The organism is Chryseobacterium rhizoplanae, assembly GCF_900182655.1.
In the GTDB taxonomy this organism is placed as follows: Bacteria; Bacteroidota; Bacteroidia; order Flavobacteriales; family Weeksellaceae; genus Chryseobacterium; species Chryseobacterium rhizoplanae.
In genome coordinates this window covers 47,167-63,211 of the sequence record NZ_FXTC01000004.1, presented here as the reverse complement: position 1 = coordinate 63,211, position 16,045 = coordinate 47,167, and the positions used below count along the sequence as shown (strand labels likewise).

At 36.5% G+C, this 16,045-nt stretch carries 11 protein-coding genes; 6 read left to right on the top strand and 5 right to left on the bottom strand.

Annotated elements, in window-relative coordinates; genetic code table 11:
* Positions 1 to 161: 161 nt before the first annotated feature.
* From atpD to FN817_RS10910, 3 genes are all read left to right on the top strand, one after another.
* The gene (gene atpD, locus FN817_RS10920) at positions 162 to 1,670 is read left to right on the top strand and encodes a F0F1 ATP synthase subunit beta (protein WP_047425519.1); all 1,509 of its coding nucleotides are present in this window, start codon (positions 162 to 164) and stop codon (positions 1,668 to 1,670) included.
* A 98-nt stretch (positions 1,671 to 1,768) separates the two neighbouring features.
* Positions 1,769 to 2,050 (top strand): FoF1 ATP synthase subunit delta/epsilon, encoded by a 282-nt coding sequence (locus tag FN817_RS10915; RefSeq protein WP_047425521.1) that lies wholly within the window; start codon positions 1,769 to 1,771, stop codon positions 2,048 to 2,050.
* 78 nt (positions 2,051 to 2,128) lie between these two features.
* Positions 2,129 to 2,947 (top strand): hypothetical protein, encoded by an 819-nt coding sequence (locus tag FN817_RS10910; protein ID WP_142717956.1) that lies wholly within the window; start codon positions 2,129 to 2,131, stop codon positions 2,945 to 2,947.
* 288 nt (positions 2,948 to 3,235) lie between these two features.
* Here FN817_RS10910 and FN817_RS10905 read toward each other — a convergent pair whose 3' ends face one another.
* The 5 genes from FN817_RS10905 to FN817_RS10885 all read right to left on the bottom strand — a co-directional run bounded on the left by FN817_RS10905 (position 3,236) and on the right by FN817_RS10885 (position 9,947).
* Complete coding sequence (locus tag FN817_RS10905) at positions 3,236 to 5,425, bottom strand: B12-binding domain-containing radical SAM protein (RefSeq protein WP_142717955.1); 2,190 nt, start codon at positions 5,423 to 5,425, stop codon at positions 3,236 to 3,238.
* Between the two features lie 199 nt (positions 5,426 to 5,624).
* On the bottom strand, positions 5,625 to 6,386 hold the full coding sequence (locus FN817_RS10900; RefSeq protein WP_142717954.1) for a hypothetical protein: 762 nt from the start codon (positions 6,384 to 6,386) through the stop codon (positions 5,625 to 5,627).
* A gap of 221 nt (positions 6,387 to 6,607) precedes the next feature.
* A complete protein-coding gene (locus FN817_RS10895; RefSeq protein WP_142717953.1) occupies positions 6,608 to 7,486 on the bottom strand; it encodes a DMT family transporter in 879 nt (292 codons plus the stop codon).
* Between the two features lie 63 nt (positions 7,487 to 7,549).
* Positions 7,550 to 8,821 (bottom strand): aminotransferase class I/II-fold pyridoxal phosphate-dependent enzyme, encoded by a 1,272-nt coding sequence (locus tag FN817_RS10890; protein ID WP_185114264.1) that lies wholly within the window; start codon positions 8,819 to 8,821, stop codon positions 7,550 to 7,552.
* Between the two features lie 88 nt (positions 8,822 to 8,909).
* Positions 8,910 to 9,947 (bottom strand): PLP-dependent cysteine synthase family protein, encoded by a 1,038-nt coding sequence (locus FN817_RS10885; RefSeq protein WP_142717952.1) that lies wholly within the window; start codon positions 9,945 to 9,947, stop codon positions 8,910 to 8,912.
* 223 nt (positions 9,948 to 10,170) lie between these two features.
* Here FN817_RS10885 and FN817_RS10880 point away from each other — a divergent pair, with 223 nt between their 5' ends.
* The 3 genes from FN817_RS10880 to FN817_RS10870 all read left to right on the top strand — a co-directional run bounded on the left by FN817_RS10880 (position 10,171) and on the right by FN817_RS10870 (position 15,864).
* Positions 10,171 to 13,656, top strand: a complete 3,486-nt coding sequence (locus FN817_RS10880) for a glycosyltransferase family 117 protein (RefSeq protein ID WP_142717951.1) — start codon at positions 10,171 to 10,173, stop codon at positions 13,654 to 13,656.
* 87 nt (positions 13,657 to 13,743) lie between these two features.
* Positions 13,744 to 15,237 (top strand): hypothetical protein, encoded by a 1,494-nt coding sequence (locus FN817_RS10875; RefSeq protein WP_142717950.1) that lies wholly within the window; start codon positions 13,744 to 13,746, stop codon positions 15,235 to 15,237.
* 102 nt (positions 15,238 to 15,339) lie between these two features.
* The gene (locus FN817_RS10870; RefSeq protein WP_142717949.1) at positions 15,340 to 15,864 is read left to right on the top strand and encodes a DUF1697 domain-containing protein; all 525 of its coding nucleotides are present in this window, start codon (positions 15,340 to 15,342) and stop codon (positions 15,862 to 15,864) included.
* The last annotated feature ends 181 nt before the right edge of the window (positions 15,865 to 16,045 follow it).

Sequence of the window (16,045 nt, the reverse complement as noted above, 5' to 3'; positions counted from 1 at the left end):
AATGGCGTAATACCTATAACCTTACTATTGCAGCACTACTTCATGGTTTTATCCGTATAATACTAAAATAATCTATTCTCAAAAGCATGATAAAAATCTTTTTTTTACCAATTGCGGGTTTATGAAGAATCACTATATTTGCACCAAGAAAAAATTTAGCAATGGCAAACCAAATTAAAGGTAAAATTTCTCAAATTATTGGTCCGGTAATCGACGTTGTCTTCACAGATGTGGAAGCTGTTCCAGCAATCTATGACGCGTTAGAAATTACAAAAGAAAACGGTGAAAAAGTAGTTTTAGAGGTAGAACAACATATTGGCGAAGATACAGTAAGATGTATCGCAATGGACGCTACTGACGGTCTTAAAAGAGGGCAGGACGTAATTGGATACGGAAATCCTATTATGATGCCAATCGGAGAGGCTGTAAACGGAAGACTATTCAACGTTGTTGGTGATGCTATCGACGGACTTCAAGATATTTCTAAGGATGGTGGTCTGCCAATTCACAGACCAGCTCCAAAATTTGATCAACTTTCAACTTCTGCAGAAGTTTTATTTACAGGTATTAAAGTAATCGACTTAGTTGAGCCTTACGCAAAAGGAGGTAAAATTGGTTTGTTCGGTGGTGCCGGTGTAGGTAAAACAGTATTGATCCAGGAGTTGATTAACAATATTGCAAAAGGACACGGAGGACTTTCTGTTTTCGCCGGAGTAGGTGAAAGAACGAGAGAAGGAAATGACCTTTTAAGAGAGATGTTGGAATCAGGTATTATCAAGTATGGTGATGATTTCATGCACTCTATGGAAAACGGAGGTTGGGATCTTTCTAAAGTAGACTTAGAAGCTATGAAAGATTCTAAAGCTGCATTCGTTTTCGGACAGATGAACGAGCCGCCAGGTGCAAGAGCTAGAGTAGCACTTTCTGGTCTTACATTGGCTGAGTACTACAGAGACGGTGGAGAAAGCGGACAAGGTAGAGATGTACTTTTCTTCGTAGATAACATCTTCCGTTTTACACAGGCTGGTTCTGAGGTATCTGCACTTCTTGGTCGTATGCCATCAGCGGTAGGTTACCAACCAACACTTGCTTCTGAAATGGGTGCGATGCAGGAAAGAATTACTTCAACTAAAAACGGTTCAATTACTTCAGTACAGGCGGTATACGTACCTGCGGATGACTTAACTGACCCGGCTCCTGCAACTACGTTTGCTCACTTGGATGCAACTACGGTACTTGACAGAAAGATTGCTTCATTAGGTATTTACCCAGCGGTAGATCCATTAGCTTCTACTTCAAGAATCCTTGCTCCGGAAGTTATCGGTCAGGAACACTATGACTGTGCTCAAAGAGTAAAAGAAATTCTTCAGAGATACAAAGCTCTTCAGGATATCATTGCAATCCTTGGTATGGAAGAACTTTCTGAAGAAGATAAATCTGTTGTATACCGTGCAAGAAAAGTTCAGAGATTCTTATCTCAGCCTTTCCACGTAGCAGAACAGTTTACAGGTATCCCAGGATCATTGGTAGACATCAAAGATACAATCAAAGGATTTACTATGATTATGGATGGTGAATTGGATCACTTACCAGAAGCTGCTTTCAACTTGAAAGGAACTATCGAAGAAGCTATCGAAGCAGGACAAAAAATGTTAGCTGAAAACGCTTAATAATTAGACATAAGATTTTTAGACATGAGATGAGAGACATATAATGTTTGTCAAAAATCTTTTAATCTTCAATCTTTTAATCTTTTAATCTAAATTAAATGAATATAAAAATTTTAACACCAGAATACGTAGTTTTTGAAGGAGAAGTAGACTCAGTATTGTTGCCTGGAAAAAATGGTGAATTTCACATCATGAAAAACCACGCAGGAATTGTTTCTTCTTTAGTCGGAGGTAATGTAAAGCTTTTTGCTAAATCTATTGATGAGGCTTTTGCTAAAAACTTTACCAAAGAAGCTGGAAAAGACTCTGTTTTTGCTTATGCTATCAAAAGCGGTGTTGTAGAATTTAATCATGATAAAGGAATTATCCTTTGTGAATAATTAAATGAAAAGCTAAATATATTTTCAAGAAAGTGTAACTTTGTGTTACACTTTTTTTATTTGTAAAAGTCTGATTGTATGAAGAGAGGCATAATCATATTCTTTACAGTTCTGGGTGTTTTCCTCCATGCTCAGAATATCAAGACCAAAAGAGGAATTATCAATCTGGATGGCATTCCGGTAGCGAAACTGTCCAGCAAATCCAGCGAATATACGTTTATGGATCTGAAAGAGACCCCGATGTATACTATAAAATTCATTGATAAAAGTATCGTTGATTCTGTTCGCGACAGCTATATCAGCATCAATAGAGTCTATAACCGGGAGAAAACAATTGAAATTGATTATTCATCACCTTCAGCATTCTCCGGTGAAGAAAAGTCAGCGGTCTTTACTTCGGTCAAGGACCTTAAAATCATTGATAATAAAGGGATCAATGTGAAAAACCTTGACGAGATCTTTTCAAATGTTCCGAAAAGAAAGCTGGATACCAAGACCAAAGATGCTTATGCCATCAGAAAAAAGATTGATAAGATGAATATTGAGGTCAATAAAGTAGGAGAGATCCTGAGTAATGGTGTTCCGGTAGGATATTTTACCAATCTGCCTGTAAGTTTTGGTTCAGATGATACTATTATGGATAAAACCTCCATAGATATTGAGATCTATGATGCTAAAAGTAAACTTATCGGGAGATATATTACTACAACAAAGCAATTAAAAACAGCAGGTGGAAAATCTTTTACCATTTACAAGGAAATGTCCGGGAGAGCTTCTATTTTGAAGTTTCCAACTTATAAGGCTCTTGCAGAACGTATGGCTATCATGGATCCAAATTTTATTAAAATTCAGGAAAAAGTATCTGTGGGTACTGTTTCAAAAGAAACCCCTAATTAAAGAAATATATTTTTTATATTGTATCAATAGGAACGGGCTTTAGCCCGTTTTTTTATTATAGATGATATTCATTTGGCTTTAGCCAAAACTTATTGAAACCTCTTAGTCTTTACTAACCACCCCGTCAAAAATTCTTTGAATTTTCGCCACCCCTCCGGAGAAGGGGAATATTTTGCCGTTTTATTCGATGATGGTGAGAAATTTTGATGTATGTTTTTTGTGAGATATTATGATCCTGTCAAATAAAATTCTCAATTTTAAAAATCCCTGAGAAAAAATTGAAAATTTTTATAAACTTAAAATCACCCCGTTTTCCTTCAATTGCTGCATCGGTTTTGAAAACCAGAATAGTTCAAAATCTTCAAATTTTTCTTCAAATTGATTCTTAAGTTGCTGAATAGTAGGTTTTTTTGTGTTTTCAATAGAATTTTCCCCCAATACATTCATCAGCCATTCTGCCTTTTCCTGTTCCAGTTCCACCTTCACTATATTGGTTTTTAAGTGGAATGTAAGTAGCGTATATGTACCAGAATATTTCTTTTTATTTTTTACGCGATTCTCAGCGATTACATTTTTGGTCAGAAAGATAACTTTGGAGTTGGTCTTCAATTGAAACTGGCCATCTTCTAAAAGACAGTCGTGAATATAATCCGGATGAATTGTTGTTCTTGGAATTTTAAAATCAAACCACTCCTGAAGCGGCAGTTCAAAATTTACTCCATGCATATAATTGAACAGAGATTTTTTTAATCCGAAGCTGAACTTGTTGTGATCAATTCCGGTTTTGTCCTGAAAGTCTATATCGTTATTGGCAAACAGAATTTCTTGTTTTACGGGAACTACACCAAAATCTTCAGGCTTCATTCCGACAGGTGAATGGGCAGTCATGGCAAACTGATGCCAGAAACCACTTTGAAGAATTCCCATTTCAAACATCTGCCGAATCATTTCCAGAGAATCAACCGTTTCCTGAACAGTTTGGGTAGGGTAGCCATACATCAGATAAGCATGTACCATAATTCCGGCTTCTGTAAAATTTCTTGTTACATTGGCAACCTGTTCCACAGAAACTCCTTTGTCGATTAATTTTAACAATCGGTCACTGGCCACTTCAAGCCCTCCGGAAACAGCAACACATCCTGAAAGTTTCAGAAGATAGCATAAATCACGGGTAAAGCTTTTTTCAAAACGGATATTTGTCCACCAGGTAACGACAAGATTTCTTCTGAGGATTTCCAGAGCAACCTCTCTCATCAGGGCAGGTGGTGCAGCTTCATCCACAAAATGGAATCCGGTTTCACCCGTTGTTTTAATCAATTCTTCAATCCGGTCTACCAGAATTTTAGCAGAAATAGGTTCGTAGATCTTGATGTAATCTAATGAAATATCACAAAACGTGCATTTTCCCCAATAGCATCCATGAGCCATCGTGAGCTTGTTCCATCTTCCGTCGCTCCATAAACTGTGCATGGGATTGGCGATTTCGATAACGGAAATATATTGATCAAGTCTTAAGTCCGTATAATCCGGAGTACCGATATCAGCCTGTTTGTAATCGTGTCTTTTAGAATTATTCTTATAAACCACTTCCTGATTTTCGAGGAGAAAAGTTCTTTTAAATTCACCTTCCTCATTGGGAATTTCTAAATTTTGGTGAAGAAGTTCAATAGGAAGTTCACCGTCATCCAAGGTAATAAAATCAAAGAATTCAAAAACTCTCTGGTCTTTAATTTCCCTTAACTCGGTATTGGGAAAACCACCGCCCATCGCAATTTTGATGTGGGGATGATTTTTTTTGATCCATTGCGCACATTTGAAAGCAGAATACAGATTGCCGGGAAAAGGGATTGAAAAACAAACCAGTTTCGGCTGAACCATTTCTATTTTTTCACGAAGAATTTTTAATGTAAATTCATCAATAAATGTTAGATCACCAGATAATTTTGAATATAATTCATCAAAAGAATTGGCACTTTTCCCCAAACGTTCCGCATATCTGCTGAAACCAAAATCGGAGTCGATATTTTCAACAATATAATCTGATATGTCTTCTAAGTATAAGGTTGCCAGGTGTTTGGCTTTATCCTGAAGACCCATATTTCCAAAAGCAAATTCCATATCATCCAGCTGGTTGAAACGGGAAGCTTCGGGAAGGAAATTCATACTGCAGATCTGTCTTGCCAATGTGGGCGTTTTGTCCTGTAAAAACAGAATTACCTGATCTATGGTTTTGATATATTCTTCTCTTAAGGCAAAGATTCTCTGAGAATTTTCAGAGATATTCTGAAGATCAATTTTTTTGCTGAAAACTTTCTGAATTCCGTCTTTTGAGAATAATTCCAAAATAACATCAATCCCCAAATCTATCTGATAAGCGGAAATATTTTTGGTATTTAAAAATCCTTTAATATAAGCCGTTGCAGGATAAGGAGTATTAAGTTGGGTAAAAGGCGGAGTAATAAGAAGCAGGTCTTTCAACAGAAATTTTTTGCAAAGTTATTCTAAAGTTTTTTCAGAAAAAAATTTTTTCTCCTGATTATAAACAGTGAAGAAAAGTCTTTAGCACTTTGGTTTCTGAAAATCTGCTCCAATGGGGATTTAATCATTTTATCATTTCTGCAGCAATTGTGAATAGTAGTTACTCCTGCAGAATGATGATGTTAGGATAGTTGATGTATCAAAATAAGTTAGTCGGTTTAACAAATAAGGTATCCGGAGGATTGTTGTCAATAAAGTTTAAAAAAGAATCTTCATCAAAGTATCCGTCCTCGTCCAGGATTTCGGGGTTCAGTAATCCAATTTCACTAGGTTTTTCCAGGCTGATATTCTCGATGAATTTTCCTGTTTTTCCTGTTATTTCATTATGAAAACTAATTAAATATCTGGAATATATATTTCCCTCAGCAACAGTATAATGTCCGTTTTCTGCAATCAGAGAGGTCATAATACTTCCACCGATATACGTTTCATTATCATTGCCTGATGCTCCGAATAATACTTTGCTGGTAACATTTCCTGCACAGTAAAGTGAACCGTTGATGATGATATTTTCTGCCTGTATATTACCTGTTGCAATGAGGACGATAAAGTCTTCAACAAAAAGGGTTTTGGATAAATGAATATCATCTTCTATGAAAATGATTTTATAACCTTCATCTTCTTCGGTAACAAGTTCAAGAGAAATAGTGTTTTCGTTTTCTATAAGGACAATCCCGGGAGCGTCATCTTCATTATTAATGTGAAGTGAAGCATCTTTTATTTTTTCTGCTGTTTCATCATCCAGCATTTCAAGAAACTCGGCAAGACTTTCTTCATCTAAAGAGCTTTCATTGAAGAAATTATTTTCCAGAGCTTCGTGAGCGATGGTATATAGATTTTCGGATTTTTCTTTGAGCCTTTTATATAGTTGATCTTTCGTGAGTTTTTGTAATTCTTTCATCGGCTTTTAAACTAAATGCATTGATCTGTTATAGGAGGAAATGCCTATCAATAGACCATTGCAATATAGTCAGATAAATTTTTTTATGCCAGAGAGACAGCTTTATTTTTTAATATTTTTCAAATCAGATAAAGGAAACGAATGAGTTCTTTTTTGATCAATAAAACCGATCTTATTTGTATCGTAAAATATTATTAAAGAAGACCTAAACAAGCCTATCATTATGCATGATTCATATTTTTACGGTCTGTAATGACATTCAAAGTAACGCCCATCAAAATAAGGGTAATTCCGATCAGTAAGTTGCTGGTAAACTTTTCATGGAACATCAGTACACTGATCAGTACAGCAACTACCGGTTCAAGAGCACCTAGAATAGATACAGGAGTAGATCCGATATATTTGATTGCATACACAAGACAAAGGCTGGAGATCACTGTAGTAAGGAATGCAAAAATAAGAAAGTTAAAAAATATTTCTGCTGAAGGAATAGCGAACGACTCATTAGCCGCCACAGCTTTGGTCATAAAGAACGTGGATGTGAAAAGCATAGAGTAGAAAGTAAGCTTAAATCCGGAAACCTTCATATTCGATTTGTTCACAATAACCATATACAACGCATAGAATAATGAGCTGAGCATTACAATTCCCAATCCTGTAAAATTAATTTCCAATCCGTTACCTTTCAGACATAACACAATAACTCCGGTGAAAGCAAGAAGCAAAGAAACAACGGATAACCTGGTAAGCTTCTCCTTGTAAAAGAAAAACATAATCAAGGCTACGATAACCGGATAAATAAATAAAACAGTAGAAGCAATTCCGGCAGTAAGAAAATCATACCCTAAAAACAAAAACTCCGAAGAAAGAGCATAGCAGACTCCAAGTATGGCCAGGATTAACGCTTCTTTTCTATTGATTTTAAAACTTTCTTTGGAATACAGCAAATATCCTCCAACCATTAAGGCTGAAAAGAAAAATCTATAGAACAGGGTAATGTCCAATGAAAAATGTGCCTGCTTGATAGGCAGAATAAAAATCGGAATCAGTCCATAGGAAACAGCTGATAGAATCCCCAATGCGTAACCTTTAAGTTTCATGTATTGTTATCGGTATTTAAATAAAAAACCACTGAATCAATCAGTGGTTTTTTTATTTTTAAATTAAATCGGTTTAAAACTTAATCCTTGTTCCTGCAGTAATTTTTGTTCCTGCTCTTTATAGTAACCACTTACTAGTTTATCATGAATTGCTTCAAATGCAGCCAGAGTTTCATTAATCTCTGCATCCGTATGGGAAGCGGTAGGAATTAATCTTAAAAGAATCATTCCCTTTGGAATTACCGGATATACTACCACAGATGTGAAGATACCGTATTTCTCTCTTAAATCTTTTACCAATAGAGTAGCTTCTACCGGAGTTCCCTGCATCATGACCGGAGTTACACAAGTGTTGGTATCTCCAATATTGAATCCTCTTTCTTTAAGCCCGTTCTGTAGTTTGTAAACATTCTCCCAAAGTTTAGCTTTGATCTCAGGTTTTGATCTCAACAGCTCCAATCTTTTTAATCCTCCGATTACCATTGGCATTGTAAGAGATTTTGCAAAGATTTGTGATCTAAGGTTGAATTTCAGATATCTGATGATTTCTTTGTCACCCGCAAGGAATGCTCCGAAACCAGCCATTGATTTAGCAAACGTAGAGAAGTATACATCAATCTGATCATTACAGTCCTGTTCTTCACCTACACCGGCACCTGTTTTACCAAGTGTCCCGAAACCATGGGCATCATCTACCAATAATCTGAACTGATATTTAGATTTAAGATCGCAGATTTCTTTGATTTTCCCCTGCTGGCCTCTCATCCCGAAAACACCTTCTGTAATCACAAGAATACCACCTCCTGTTTCTTCAGCTACTTTAGTTGCTCTCTGAAGGTTTTTCTCCAGACTTGCCATATCGTTGTGCTTATAGGTAAATCTCTTCCCGGAATGAAGTCTTACCCCATCTACGATGCAGGCATGAGAATCCATATCATAAACAATTACATCATTTCTGCTCACCAAAGCATCAATGGTAGAAACCATTCCCTGGTAACCGAAGTTCAATAAGTATGCTGATTCTTTTTTTACAAAGTCTGCCAATTCTCTTTCCAGCTGAAGGTGCTGATCTGTTTCTCCAGACATTGCTCTTGCTCCCATTGGATAGAACATTCCATATTCTGCAGCCGCTTTTGCATCCGCTTCTATTACTTCAGGATGATTACACAATCCTAAATAGTCATTGGCACTCCAGAAAATTACTTCTCTCCCCTGAAACTGCATTCTAGGGCCGATGGGTCCCTCTAATCTCGGGAAAATAAAATAGCCTTCACCATAATCTGCAAATTGTCCAAGTGGTCCTGGATTTTCTTTTATCCTTTCAAAAATATCCAACATTGTATCGTAATTTTTAAGTAATAAAGCCTTTTTTGTCTGAATACGCAAAAGGCTTTATTTATTTGTATCGTGATTTTATTCGTTCTTATTTGATAAACTCCGTTTTGAAAACTTCGTCATAATTGTGAACACAGTTGTTGACAAATCCCTGTTCGGCCATCCATTGATCACTGTAAACTTTAGTGATGTATCTTGAACCGTGGTCAGGATATATTAAAACAACCAAGTCATTTTCTGTAAGCTCATGAGACTGTGCATACTGCATCAATCCCTGTGTTACAGCTCCGGTAGTATACCCCCCCATAATGGCTTCTTTCAAAGCAATTTCGCGGGTTCTGTACGCGGACATTTCATCATTTACCCTTACAAACTCATCCACCTTGTCGAAAAGCAGGGCAGCAGGGATCAGGTTTTTACCCATTCCTTCAATCTGATAAGGATGTACATCTTCTTTGTGAATTTCCCCTGTTTCGTGATAGCTTTTTAGTATAGAGCCATCCGCATCTACTCCGATAATCTTGATATTCGGGTTTTTCTCTTTCAAAAACTTTGCTGAACCCGATAGCGTACCTCCGGTTCCGGTGCAGGCGAAAAGGTGAGTGATCTTACCTTCCGTCTGTTCCCAGATCTCGGGACCTGTAGTCTGATAGTGCGCATCAATATTCAGCTCGTTAAAATATTGATTGATGTAAATAGAATTAGGCGTTTCCTGAGCGATTCTTTTAGCAACTTCATAGTATGATCTCGGATCATCTGCCGGTACATTGGCTGGGCATATATACACCGTAGCACCCAATGCTTTCAGATAAGCAATTTTCTCAGGTTTTGTTTTATCACTTACTGCAAGAATACATTTATATCCCTTAATGATACATACCATCGCAATAGAAAACCCGGTATTACCGGATGTAGTTTCTACAACTACAGAATCTTCTTTTAAAAGGCCTTTTCTCTCTGCGTTCTCTATAATATGAAGTGCGATTCGGTCTTTGGTAGAATGTCCAGGATTATATGATTCTAACTTGGCGTAAACGGTTGCTGGAATATCTTTTGTAACAGTATTTAGCTTCACCATCGGAGTGTGTCCTATCAGGCCAAGAATATTATCGTAAACATTACTCATTATTTGTTATTTTCAATAAAAATCTGACTGCAAAAATACAAAAAAATAAATAATTACTAAACTTTTGTTTGATTTCTAGGGCATAGTTTTGTAAAAAGTTATTTTCGTATTTACAGTTTTGACACGTCTATAATCGCAAATACTACGCCAAAATTTTTAAATTTTGTTAAAACCCGCATAAAATAAGATAAAAGCCTTATTTTCGCATAATTGATTTAATACTATGAAAAATTGGACTTTTAGGCAATGGAACACCGTTTTAGGATGGGTGATTTTCGTCATTGCGTTTTTCACGTACTTGTCCACCATAGAACCCAATTTCAGTTTTTGGGATTGTGGCGAGTACATTTCTTCTGCAGTAAAACTTGAAGTAACGCATGCTCCCGGAGCAGCTTTATTCCAGATAGTGGGTGCCGTGGCAGCCATTTTTGCATTAGGGAAAGGCGAAAATTATTCCATCGTAATCAACGCGATGTCTGCATTGTTCAGTGCGCTGACTATTTTATTTTTGTTCTGGACGATCACACATTTTGTGAGAAGACTTCTGAACAAAGATTTTGAAGAAATTACAAAACATCAGGAAATCTCTATTTTATTTGCAGGAGCAGTAGGAGCACTTTGCTTTACCTTCTCAGATACATTCTGGTTCTCTGCAGTAGAAGGAGAGGTTTACTCTATGGCTTCTATGTTTATCGCGCTTTTGGTCTGGTTAATCACCAAATGGGAGAATGAGTACAAAGCGGGAGACAGTGAAAGATGGATTATTCTTATTTTCTTCGTTTTAGGACTTTCTGTAGGGGTGCATATGATGGGTATGCTGGCAATTCCTGCAGTATGTCTGGTATATTATGCAAGAAACTATAAGTTTACCTGGAAAAACTTTATCTGGGCTAACCTTATTACGCTGGGGATTTTGATTATTGTTTTCAAAATTATCTTCCCTTTGATTATGACGATGTTCGGAAGACTTGAGATTTTCTTTGTGAATGGTCTTGGACTTCCTTTCCATTCCGGAACAATTGCCGCTTTTGTTTTAATGGTAGCAATCTGTTATTTCTTAATCAAATATGCAAGAAAAGCAAAGAAAAACATCTATCAGACTGCTGCATTATCTGTGGTTTTCATGATGATTGGGTTCTCTTGCTGGATGGTTATTCCTATCAGAGCCAATGCTAATCCGCCAATGAATCTTAATGATCCTGATACTGCAATTGGTATGCTGGATTATTATAACAGAGAGCAGTATGGTGACTGGCCTACGATCTACGGACAGAACTATACAGCATTCCTTGATGCTAACGGAATTGAAAAGAATGAAGACGGAAGCTTTAAGACCCAAAAAACCGGTGAGATCTATGAAAAAGACGAGAAAACCGGAACATACAGAAAGACAGGAGACCGTTTCAATTATGTCTTCAACAAATCTCAGGTAAGCTTAATGCCTAGAATGTTTAACGAGGATAAAGATGTAATGGCTAACTATATTTCAATGTATGGAGCTCCTGATTTTACATTCAATTATGGAAATGAAGATGTGGCAGATAACCCACAGGCTAAGCAGATTTTTGATGAGCTGAGAGCAAAATATGAAGACAAGTCAATCACTGCTGCAGATTATCTGAAAGTAAAACCTTATAACCTTATCAATGTTCAGAAGCCTTCATTCCTTCAGAATATGGAGTATTTCATTTCTTTCCAGAACGGATATTACTTCGTAAGATACCTGATGTGGAACTACGTAGGAAGACAGAACGACCTTGAAGGAAATATGGAAAGTACAAAAGGGAACTGGATTTCCGGTATTCCTTTTATAGATAATGTAAATGTAGGAAACCAGGATAAACTGCCTGCTAAATTCAAAAATGAAAGTACGGTAAAATTCTTCTTCCTTCCGTTAATTTTAGGTCTTATTGGATTCTTTTTCCAGTTAAACAGGGACTTCGGAAGATTCTATGCACTGTTATCTTTATTTATATTAACAAGTGTAGGAATTATTTTCTATACAGGGGTAAAACCTTTTGAACCGAGAGAAAGAGATTACGCAATGGTAGGCTCATTCTACGCATTTGCAATATGGATTGGTATGGGAGCAGGAGCAATTCTATGGTTCCTGCAGTCTAAAATAAAGTCAAATGGAGCAAACATTGCTCTAGGTGTGGTTTTATTAGGAGTTCCTTTCATGATGGGCTTCCAGAACTACAATGTTCATGACAGAAGCAACAGATATACCGCTTACGATTATGCATATTCAGTTTTAAAATCATTACCGAAAGACGATATCCTTTTCGTTTACGGAGATAACGATACTTATCCGGTTTGGGCAATTCAGGAGACAGAAAGATTCAGAGATGATGTGAAGGTAGTAAACTTTACCCTTGCTTCAACGCCCTGGAACCTTGATCAGATCAAGAGAAGAACTTACAACGCTATGGGAATCCCTAGCCAGCTGACCCACGAAGATTACAGAGATGGTGTAAATGACCAGATCTATATGATGAAGAAAGAAGATTGGGAAGGTGTTTTCTCTATGTTGAAAGAACAGGGAGCACCGGAAACAGAATTCCAGTCTTTCAGAAAATATCTTACTCAGGATTCTTTAACATTGAAACAAGCCATTGAATTCATTAAATTCAAATCTCCTGAAAAAGACGAATTATTGAAAATGTACTTCGGGGAAGAGAAATTTGAAAAATACAATATCCTTCCGGTAAACAAATTCATTCTTCCTGTCAATAAAGAAAATGCTTTAAAAGCAGGAATCATCAACAAAGAAGATCTTCCGAATGTAGCCAATCAGATTATGATTACTTACAAAGGAAATACATTGTATAAGAATAACCTGATTTTGATGGATCTTTTAGCGAACTTCGACTGGAAACGTCCTATCAACTTCTCATCAGGAGGTATTTATGACAGTGAAAACATTTTCTATCTTAACGATTACCTTCAGTTTGACGGATTCAGTTACAGATTAATCCCTATCCAAACGCCTCCGACGGCTGATGGCGATATGGGAAGAGTAGATGCGAATTCTCTTTATAATGTGGTGAAAAACTTCAGATGGGGGAACTTCAAAAACTTAAATGCTCACTTTGATGAAACGGCTACTTCCAATATCATCAGCTACAGAATGTCAGCGAGCAGAGCTGCAGCGGCACTTGCATTAAACGGACAAAAAGCTAAAGCTTTAGAAATTCTGGATCTTGCAGCCAAAGAAATTCCTGCTGAGAAATATAACGACCCTCGTTCATTAAGCTCAATTGTATCAGGATACATCATTGCAGGACAGGAGCAGAAAGGCCTTCAACTTGCTGAGGTTCTTAAAAAAGGAATCTTTGAAGAATACGATTATTATTTAAGCCTTTCCAAAGCAGACCAAAGCTACCTGAGAAGACAAATGAGAACAAAACCTATGGAATATTCTCTTGTAGTAGCTGCTGTAACGGATGCTTACACTAAGATCGGACAGAAAGAAAAAGCGTATGCTTATCTGGTAAAATCTATTGAGCCTATTGATAAGAAGTTCAATGTATTTGTTAAAGATCTTCAGGAGATGGGCAGAGATAAGGCGATGAAAGAGTCTGAAAATGTACAGCAGATCACGCCATTCTATCAGTATTTATTTGATGTCATGGAACCTTATGATTCTACTTATTCAAAAGAAAAAGAAAATCAGATTACTACTGCGATTATCAAAGCAACTAAATAAAATACTTAAAACGGGACTTCGGTCCCGTTTTTTTATTATTGGGATTCCTGAATATTAAGGCTATATTTGTGAAAGTAAAAATACATAATGGCTGAAACACAAAATAGCAAATTCCCAATCTATGCCGTAATTGTTACGGTTCTTTTTAAACTACTTTTTTTATTGACGCACTACATTCAGGAAGATGCATTTATTACCTGGAGAGTAGCCCAGAATCTTTTGGATTATGGTGTGATTGGCTTCAATGGAGATACTAAAATCTCTGCTTCTACCACCCATTTTTATGTGTTTGTATCATATATTTTCAATCTTGTTTTTGGAAAAGAAAACTTTATTGAGCCTCTTTTGATTTTTAATTCCACACTGTTTATAATAGGAACTTTACTGCTTTCCCATTTGGTTCTTAAAAACCCGTGGCATAAAGCAATCTTTATATTTTTGATCGGTATTTTACCACCAGCCATTAAAATATCAATTCTCGGAATGGAGTACGGAATCCTGTTTTTCCTCGAGATGGCATTGCTGTATTATGGTTTTCATAAAGGAAAAAAATGGGTGCTGACACTTCTTCCCATTTTAATAATGTTTACAAGAATTGATACGGTAATATTCCTGGGAATTGTATTTCTGGTAGATATCTTCTGGAACAGAAAAATCAGATGGAATTACATTTTTGGAGGCATTCTGGGTGTTTTATCAACGTTTGCTTTCAACTGGTTTTACTTTGGCGAGTTGGTTAACAATACGATTACAGCCAAAAAGCTTCTTTACAGTGAGAACTTTACGATCCAGCAGCATATCGGCTACTTTTTTAAGAGTTTTGGAAACTTTTGGGGAATGCTGAAACTTCCGGGAGATTTTAATCCGATAACGGTCGTAGTGCTGACCTTTGAATTGCTTTGCTTTATTTATCTGATCAGACAAAGAGAACAGAGAAACTATTTCTTATGGATGATCTTTATTTTCGGATGGGTAAAACAAATAATTTTTATTTCTCAAAAGAGCTTGTTCGACTGGTATTACTGGGTGCCGCAGCTTTTACTCTTTGTTCCGGTTCTTATTTTTGTATTAGAGCAGAAAGAGAAGAGAAATTTATGGCTGTCATTACTTGTTGTATTTTATATTTTCCCGATGCTTGTCTTCCAGACTGTTCACTGTATTGCAACAGGAAACGGAGAGTGGAACTACCGCAGAACAATCGGAACCTTTTTAAACCAATATGAAAGAGATAAAAACCAATGGATCTTACTGGAACCCGCTGGTTATGTTCCTTACTTTTCAGGATTAAAAACAATTGATGAGGTTGGATTGGTTGATAAACAGATTCAGGAAGAGATTAAGAAAGATAAAGTAAACTACTGGATCAATACCGTAAAAACAAGAAAACCGAAATATCTTCTTTCGTACCAAAATCTATACGAAGGAAACAATGCGAATTCATACTATTATCAAACCCATTATAGACTTTTGAAGGAATTCAGGGTAAAAGATCATCTGAAAAGTGATAATAAGATTTTAGAAAAAATTTACCATCTGAAACCTTCCGGAACGGACTATAATTTGTACATTAGGGTTGATTAAAAGATTGAAAAATAAGGAGTCCTCGTAACTTTTTACCCTCAAACTCTCAAACCCTCAAACTTACAACCTGCAACCTAGTATCTAATACCCAATCCCAAAAAAATGAAATACTGTGCTTTTCTCCGTGGCGTCAATGTAAAAGGAACCAATATGAAAATGGCTGATGTCTGCCAGGTTTTTAAAGATGCCGGCATGAAAGACGTGAGTTCAATACTGGCTTCCGGAAATATTGTGTTTTCTTCAGATAAAAGTGTGGAAGAGCTAAAGACCGTCCTTGAAAAAGCGATGTCAGAACATTTTTCGTATGAAGCTTTTCTGTTTGTAAAATCTCAGGCAGAGACAGAGGTTTTCTGGAAGAGTATTCCTTTTGAGAAGAATGAAAACTTCCATATTTATAGTTTTGTTGGAATTCCAGGCGTTGAAAAAGTTTTGATGGAGGAGTTTCAAAAAGCAGCCCGGGCAGAAGGCGAAAAGGCTGAGATTATCAATGATATATTTTATTGGCAGGTCCCGAAAGGGAACACGTTGGATTCTACCTTCGGAAAGGTGTTGGGTAAAAAAAGCCTTAAAGATCAGTTGACCAGCAGGAATGTGAATACATTTGAGAAGATTTTGAAGAAATTCTAAATAAATTATTGCGGATGCTTAGACAAGCTCAGCATGACACCGCTATAATTAACCTTGTTTATAATGACATTATCATTCAGCAAAGCCCATGAAATATTCATTTTTTGAATAAAACAATCATAAGCTATTGATTGCAATGTTATTGAGTGTTTTATAAATGCTTCGACAAGCTCAGCATGAC